Origin of the sequence: Caecibacter sp. AF58-12pH5A (assembly GCF_027681725.1) — a bacterium.
Taxonomy (GTDB): Bacteria; Bacillota; Negativicutes; order Veillonellales; family Megasphaeraceae; genus Megasphaera; species Megasphaera hominis.
On the sequence record NZ_JAQDBC010000019.1, the window covers coordinates 37,927 to 44,339 of the forward strand.

Annotated in this window: 7 protein-coding genes; all 7 read right to left on the minus strand. The window is 48.5% G+C overall.

Annotated elements, in window-relative coordinates; genetic code table 11:
- Window positions 1–13: 13 nt before the first annotated feature.
- Window positions 14–772, minus strand: a complete 759-nt coding sequence (locus PGX44_RS09005) for an SDR family NAD(P)-dependent oxidoreductase (RefSeq protein WP_498855120.1) — start codon at window positions 770–772, stop codon at window positions 14–16.
- A gap of 43 nt (window positions 773–815) precedes the next feature.
- Complete coding sequence (locus tag PGX44_RS09010; protein ID WP_186502984.1) at window positions 816–1,586, minus strand: IclR family transcriptional regulator; 771 nt, start codon at window positions 1,584–1,586, stop codon at window positions 816–818.
- 193 nt (window positions 1,587–1,779) lie between these two features.
- Complete coding sequence (locus PGX44_RS09015) at window positions 1,780–3,189, minus strand: FAD-binding oxidoreductase (protein ID WP_498855121.1); 1,410 nt, start codon at window positions 3,187–3,189, stop codon at window positions 1,780–1,782.
- A gap of 166 nt (window positions 3,190–3,355) precedes the next feature.
- Entirely contained in the window at window positions 3,356–3,748 is a 393-nt protein-coding gene (locus PGX44_RS09020; protein WP_498855122.1) for an SDR family oxidoreductase, read from the minus strand.
- Window positions 3,721–4,116, minus strand: coding sequence for an SDR family NAD(P)-dependent oxidoreductase (locus tag PGX44_RS09025; RefSeq protein ID WP_498855123.1), 396 nt, complete (start codon window positions 4,114–4,116; stop codon window positions 3,721–3,723). The genes PGX44_RS09020 and PGX44_RS09025 overlap by 28 nt, the downstream gene beginning before the upstream one ends.
- Window positions 4,117–4,225: 109 nt before the next feature.
- Window positions 4,226–5,551: an MFS transporter gene (locus PGX44_RS09030; RefSeq protein WP_498855124.1), complete on the minus strand. Its 1,326-nt coding sequence runs from the start codon at window positions 5,549–5,551 to the stop codon at window positions 4,226–4,228.
- Between the two features lie 465 nt (window positions 5,552–6,016).
- On the minus strand, window positions 6,017–6,346 hold the full coding sequence (locus PGX44_RS09035) for a hypothetical protein (RefSeq protein WP_186502980.1): 330 nt from the start codon (window positions 6,344–6,346) through the stop codon (window positions 6,017–6,019).
- Window positions 6,347–6,413: the final 67 nt, after the last annotated feature.

A 6,413-nucleotide genomic window follows, 5' to 3' on the forward strand; every position in this document is an offset into this window, starting at 1 on the left:
ATCACCTCTTCTGTTAGTCACAATACGCTGCGCCGTTGACATCCAGTATTTCACCGGAAATATATTTTGCTTTGTCGCTGGCTAAGAAAATAATGGCTTCACTAATGTCATTCGGTTCGCCGAACTTTCTGCCCAAGGGAATGGTCTTGACTAATTTGGCACACATTTTAGGATCCCATACATCGGTCATCTTCGTCGCAATCGGTCCCGGTGCGACAGCATTGACACGAATGCCATAGCGGGCCGCATACGTAGCGGCAGACACAGTAATATTGACAATAGCCGCTTTGCTGGCCGAATAGTCGACGCCGACAGCACCGGCACCGGTTTTGGCAGCAATCGAAGTCACGTTGACTACGTTCCCCTTCGTACCCGTGCGAATCATGGATTCAATGGCTTTCTGGTTCGTATATAGCGTACCAAAGGCGTTGATTTTCATGACGCGGTCCCAGCTTTCCGGCGTGACGCCGAGGAAGTTCATACCGCTCGTGCAGATACCGGCAATGTTGGCAAAAATGTCAATGTGACCGTATTCTTTTTCCGTAGCAGCGATCAGGGCATCTACATCAGCCGGCTTGCTGACATCACAGGCCATGACGCTGGCAGAAAAGCCATCCTTTTTCAAGGCGTCAGCACATTCTTCACATTCCGAAAGGACATTGCTGGAAATAACGCAATGAGCCCCTTCTTCACAGAATCTGCGGGCTGTCATGGCACCAATGCCACGGCCGCCGCCTGTTACTACTACAATTTTGTCTTTAAATTCATTCATCGTTATATACCCTCTTTTCCTTAATATCAGCAAATCCCGGCCATCATATAAAACTGAGATCCTGCTGTAAACCGGCTGTTTGATCGGCAATTTCGTGCTTGTGCTGCTGCAGCAGGGCCAATATTTCTGCCTGCTTTTCTTGCGTCGAACGGTAGATAGGCAGGCTGACGCTAATAGCCATAGTCTGCCGCGCTACCTGGACGGGCACGGAAATGCACTCAATATCCTTATTCACTTCTCCATTTTCTAAGGCATAGCCCTGCGTACGGATCGTGTCCAGCTGCGCCAGGAGCTCATCAATATTTTTCACCGTTTTCGGCGTGTATTGAATGAACGTGGCCGGACAAATGCGCCGCACTTCGTCATCACTGTAGCAGCTCAGCAGGCTTTTGCCCAGGCTCGTCGCATAGGCCCCCAGTGTCGCGCCAACAGAAGAATTGACGCAAATGGCCTGCTGTGGCTCCATCTTCGCAATATAGAGGACATCGGTTCCTTCGAGAATGCCTAACTGGCAAATCTCGTTGCAGGCATCGACGATCTCTTCCATATGAGCCTTTACAATATCGAGACAGCGCAGCGTACGCGTGTAGGCATAGCCCAGGCGAAAACAGCTTTTTCCCAATGTAAACAGGGAGTCTGTACACTGCAGGTAATCCTTTGCTGCCAAGGTCATGACGATCGGATGCAGGGTCCCTTTAGAAATCCCCGTTTGGCGCGATAAGTCTGTAAAAGAAATACCCCCTTCATACTTATATGCCGTTTCCAGTATATTCAGTACGCGCAGGGTGGGATTGTGTAATTTATCAGGATCCATAGGCTGTCCTCTTTCGTTCGAATACTCAATTTAAGTTCGTATATGTTAACTATAGGATTAGATTATCATAATCATTGCATAAAGTCAATTAAAATCAAGTATGTGACGATTTTAACATACGTTAGAGCCCACCTATATAAAATATGCATAAAAGCCGGCCTGGCTTAGGTCCAGACCGGCTCGTGTAACGTGCTTATGCTTCTGAATAATCGAATATCTTGCCAGGGTTCAAAATCAGTTTCGGATCGAGAGCCTTTTTGATGGCCTTCATCATACCTAATTCTACAGGGTCTGTAAATTTCTTCATTTCCTGTATCTTGCGGCAGCCAATACCATGTTCGCCGGATAAACAACCGCCTAAGCTGTACACGAAGCTGTACAGTGTATCATGGTACTTGGGAGTGATTTCATTCCATTTTTCCAAGGGCATATCCATCTTCAAGGCATTGACGTGAATATTGCCGTCACCAATATGGGCCGACGTCGTCGTAGCAATGCCGTATTGCTTTTCAATTTCCGGCAGCTTGGCCATCAGTTCCCCAATCTTATCGACCGGAACGACGATATCTTCTGCCAGGAAGACAAGGCTGTCATTACGGGCCGCTTCGCCAATATTATAGCGGGCGCCCCAAATGCGGTCGTCTGCTACGAGGGATTCAACAGCACCGTTCTTTTCGCAGATTTCGTCAGCCGTAGCTACGCGGTTATCCAGGTCATCCTGATCATACGAATCGATTGTGACGATAATGTAGTTGCCCTGATCCTTAGAATATGGCAAATCGATCTTCATGTACCGTTCTTCGCTTTGAATCCCCTTATTATCGAGGAATTCAATAGCTGTCGGCTGTACGCCGGCCTTCAAGAGCTGATTAGGAACAGCCAGGGCTTTCATTTCATCCTGGAAAATAGCGACCATGTCGAAATGATACGGAGCAACAGGACGCAGCTTCAAGCAAAGCATGGTAATAATGCCGAGTGTCCCTTCAGAGCCGCAAATGAGTTTTTCCAGTGCATACCCTGTCGTATTCTTTTGCAGCCGTTTGCCAACCTTTGTGATTTCACCAGTCGGCGTAACCATTTCGATCCAGTAGACCTGATCCCGTGTTGTCCCGTATTTGACAACGCGGCTGCCGCCGGCGTTCGTCGCTACGTTACCGCCGATTTCACTAGACGCCTTCGAGCTGGGATCGCCGGCATAATATAAGCCCGCTTCTTTGGCCGCTGCCTGGACGGCTGTCGTAACAGCACCGGCTTCGACGATCATGTAAAGGGCATCTTTATTGACTTCAATAATCTTATTCATCTTTTCCAGGCAAAGGACAATACCATTGTATACGGGAATGGCCTGGGCCGCCAGGCTGCTGCCGCCACCGCGCGGCGTAACAGGCACGACGTATTCATTGGCCAGCTTCATAATACCGGCAACCTGTTCCGTCGTTTCCGGAAAAACGACTACTTCCGGCGTATGAAAATAAATGGGATTTGTTTCTTCGTCCGTCTTATACGTATCCAGTTTTTCCGGATCCGTCGTCATGTTGTGCTTGCCTAACAAAGCATATAACTTTTCAATCAATTCCGGTGTAACTTTGTTGTACTTTGGCATACTCATACCCTCCTGACTCGTACAGTCCCGGCACGCCGGAGCTGCGCAAACAACCTGCAACTGTATCACTTCCGATTAATTCTTACATACTAATATATTAGTATTCTCAGTATAGGTTGTCAATATGATATGAATTTATCGTATGGCTGATGGCTAGGCTATGACTTTATCGTGCCATCCAGCCGCCGTCGACGAGCATGACGCTGCCATGTACATAAGACGCTGCCGGCGAGGCGAGAAAGACCGTCATACCGCCGATTTCATCGGGATCGCCATACCGTTTGGCCGGAATGCGGTCCAAAATCTGGCTGTTGCGTACAGGATTCTGCTGCAGGGCCGTATTCATATCCGTATCGAAGTAGCCCGGTGCAATGGCGTTGACGTTGACATTTTTTTCTGCCCATTCGTTGGCCAGCGCTTTTGTCAGCTGGGCAATACCGCCTTTAGCTGCTGCATAGGCCGGAATCGTATAGCCGCCGGAAAAAGCCAACAGAGACGCCACATTGATGATTTTACCGCCGCCGCGGGCGATCATGCGCTTGCCAAAAGCCTGGCACATGAGGAACGTAGCCCGAGGTGTACCTGCAGCATGAGATCCCAGTCTTCAATGGGAAATTCCGTACACGGATGGCGCCGCTGAATACCGGCGTTGTTGACGAGAATATCTACAGGGCCATAGGTGTTTTCCAGTGTTTCTGCCAGCTCTTCTACTGAATTGAGCGTTGCCAGATCGAGTCCATAAGGATAGCATTTCCGGCCCCATGCTTCTACGCGGCGCTTGGTTTCTGCGCATTCATTTTTCCGCTGAATAGAAATGATGTCTGCACCGGCCCTGGCCAATGCAACGGCCATAGCCTGGCCTAAGCCGCGGCTGCCACCGGTGACGAGGGCCAGCTTGCCCTCTAAAGAAAAGTTTGAAAGATCCATATTACCTGCCTCCTTATAAAAAACAAACGGCCCTATCCAGATGGACAGAGCCGTTTGCCTATGTTACAGCCCTACAGACATCACTCTGTCAAGCTGTATGTAATTTAACTTATTTTGCTTCGTTTTCAATAGCGCTGTAGTCAACTTTCTTGCCATAGATGTTGTTGAGAACATGGCAGATAACAGCACCAATGAATACGCTGACACCGATGAGGAGAAGACCATACTGGAATTCGCCTGTAGCGTCACGAACCATACCAACAGCCGTCGGGCCAAAGAAACCGCCGAGGTTACCAATGGAGTTGATAACAGCGATACCTGTAGCAGCAGCCGTACCGGTAAGGAACTGAGCAGGAATTGTCCAGAACAGAGGAATAGCCGAGAACATGCCGCCGCAGCCTAAGCATACGCAGATCATGGTCGGGATCGTACCTGTTACGAACAAGCTGGAGCAAAGAGCGATAGCGCCAACCATCAGGGCGAAGGTAAGATGCCATTTACGTTCCTGATGTTTCTGGGAGCTCCAACCAAGGAGAAGGATGCAGCAGAAAGCTGTTACGAACGGTAATGCGCCGATGAAACCGATTTCGACCGGAGTCATGCCGGACCACTGTTTGAGCATCTGCGGGATCCACATGTTGATACCATAAACGCCTTCGCAAATAGCGAGGAAGTAAGCAATACCAAGGGCCAATACAGCCGGATGTGTCAGAGCCTTGCCAATCGTGTAGTCTTCGTTAGCGCCTTTAATAGCAGCAGCTTCCGTAGCCAGACGATTCATGAGCCATGTACGTTCTTCTTCTGTCAGCCACTGTGCATCGGCCGGTTTGTCTGTCAGGTAGTAGAGGGTTACGATACCAAAGATAATGGTCGGAACACCTTCTACGAGGAACAGCCAACGCCAACCGGAATACCCCATAACGCCGTCGAGGGCGGAAATGAGGAAGCCAGAGAGCAAGGAACCGAAGATCAAAGCAACAGGCTGAGCGAGGTTGAAGCGGGAAAGAGCGCCTGCACGATATTTGTTCGGGAACCATTCGCCGATGAAGTAAATAACGCCAGGATAGAAACCAGCTTCAGAAGCACCAAGTAAGAAACGCATTACGAGGAAGCTTGTAGTACCGTTGATGAGGCACATGAGAGCTGCTACAGCACCCCAGGTAACCATGATACGGGCAATCCAGCGACGGGCACCGAATTTAGCCAAGCACAGGTTGGAAGGAACTTCGAAAATAAAATAGCCGATAAAGAACAGGCCTGCACCAAAGCCGAAGGTCGATGCTGTGAGCCCTAATTCAGGAGACATCTGAAGACCGGCAAAGCCCAAGTTCGTTCTATCAATGTAGCAAAGGACGAACATGAAGAGCAAATACGGTAAAAGTCGCCACGAGCATTTGCTCATACAAGATTTTTCAATAGCCAATTCGTTAGACAAAATAGCCACCTCCACAAAATTCGAACAATTTCTATTGGAACGGCAACCACAGCCATTCCGATATGCACATTGCTGAATCAGAAGGTTCAGAGTAAGTATTCGTTTTTAATCGAATAATAAGGTCATGAACAGATGTACCACTTTCACCTCTCTTTCTGTCATACGTACTCTGCTTCTGACGCTCTGTGTGATCCACGATATGTACGATAACATATCGCATGACACTAGTATCCCAAACTATGCAACCAACACGCGTCTTTTTTCACTTTCTTGCTTTCTCTTATACGTTCATCAGGACTCATTGTATCGCCACGAAGTAATGAGTTCTCATATAAGAAACACGTTGCATATTCGAATGCTCTAGTGACTTAATTATACGTTTTTCCTTATACAACGTCAATATTCACAAGGCATATTTCCTGTGCATTTTAGTAATTCGCAACGTCAGTAGACTAACTATGCGTTTTAAACATCCATGTTCTTCGCGGAACGTTCTTTTTGCACGACAGCCCATTTACTGCGGATGGCCTGGAGGATCCGAGCCACCAGATCCTCCGGGTCTACATCCCAGTAATCAACGTTAAATCCCGAAACAACGACAGAATTCGGGAATTCTTTAGCCTTCAGGCAGCCGGCCGGACAGGCGTTGAGTAGCAGCGACACATCCCACTTAGGCAAGGTCCTGCTGATCAGACGAAACTCCATATCCGGCGCAGCGGCAATAAGCTTCTTAAACAGGGTTGGCGTTTCAATAAAGGGATTACAGTTACCGCAAAATTTTACACCAACAATCATGATAGACCTCAGTCTTCCGTTTTCACACCGGCAATGGCCAGGGCAGCTTTCTTCTTAGCGTCCAGGT

Coding starts and splice junctions, on each gene's coding strand:
- PGX44_RS09005 (WP_498855120.1), bottom strand. CDS start 772: ATGAATGAATTTAAAGACAAAATTGTAGTAGTAACAGGCGGCGGCCGT.
- PGX44_RS09010 (WP_186502984.1), bottom strand. CDS start 1,586: ATGGATCCTGATAAATTACACAATCCCACCCTGCGCGTACTGAATATA.
- PGX44_RS09015 (WP_498855121.1), bottom strand. CDS start 3,189: ATGCCAAAGTACAACAAAGTTACACCGGAATTGATTGAAAAGTTATAT.
- PGX44_RS09020 (WP_498855122.1), bottom strand. CDS start 3,748: ATGTGCCAGGCTTTTGGCAAGCGCATGATCGCCCGCGGCGGCGGTAAA.
- PGX44_RS09025 (WP_498855123.1), bottom strand. CDS start 4,116: ATGGATCTTTCAAACTTTTCTTTAGAGGGCAAGCTGGCCCTCGTCACC.
- PGX44_RS09035 (WP_186502980.1), bottom strand. CDS start 6,346: ATGATTGTTGGTGTAAAATTTTGCGGTAACTGTAATCCCTTTATTGAA.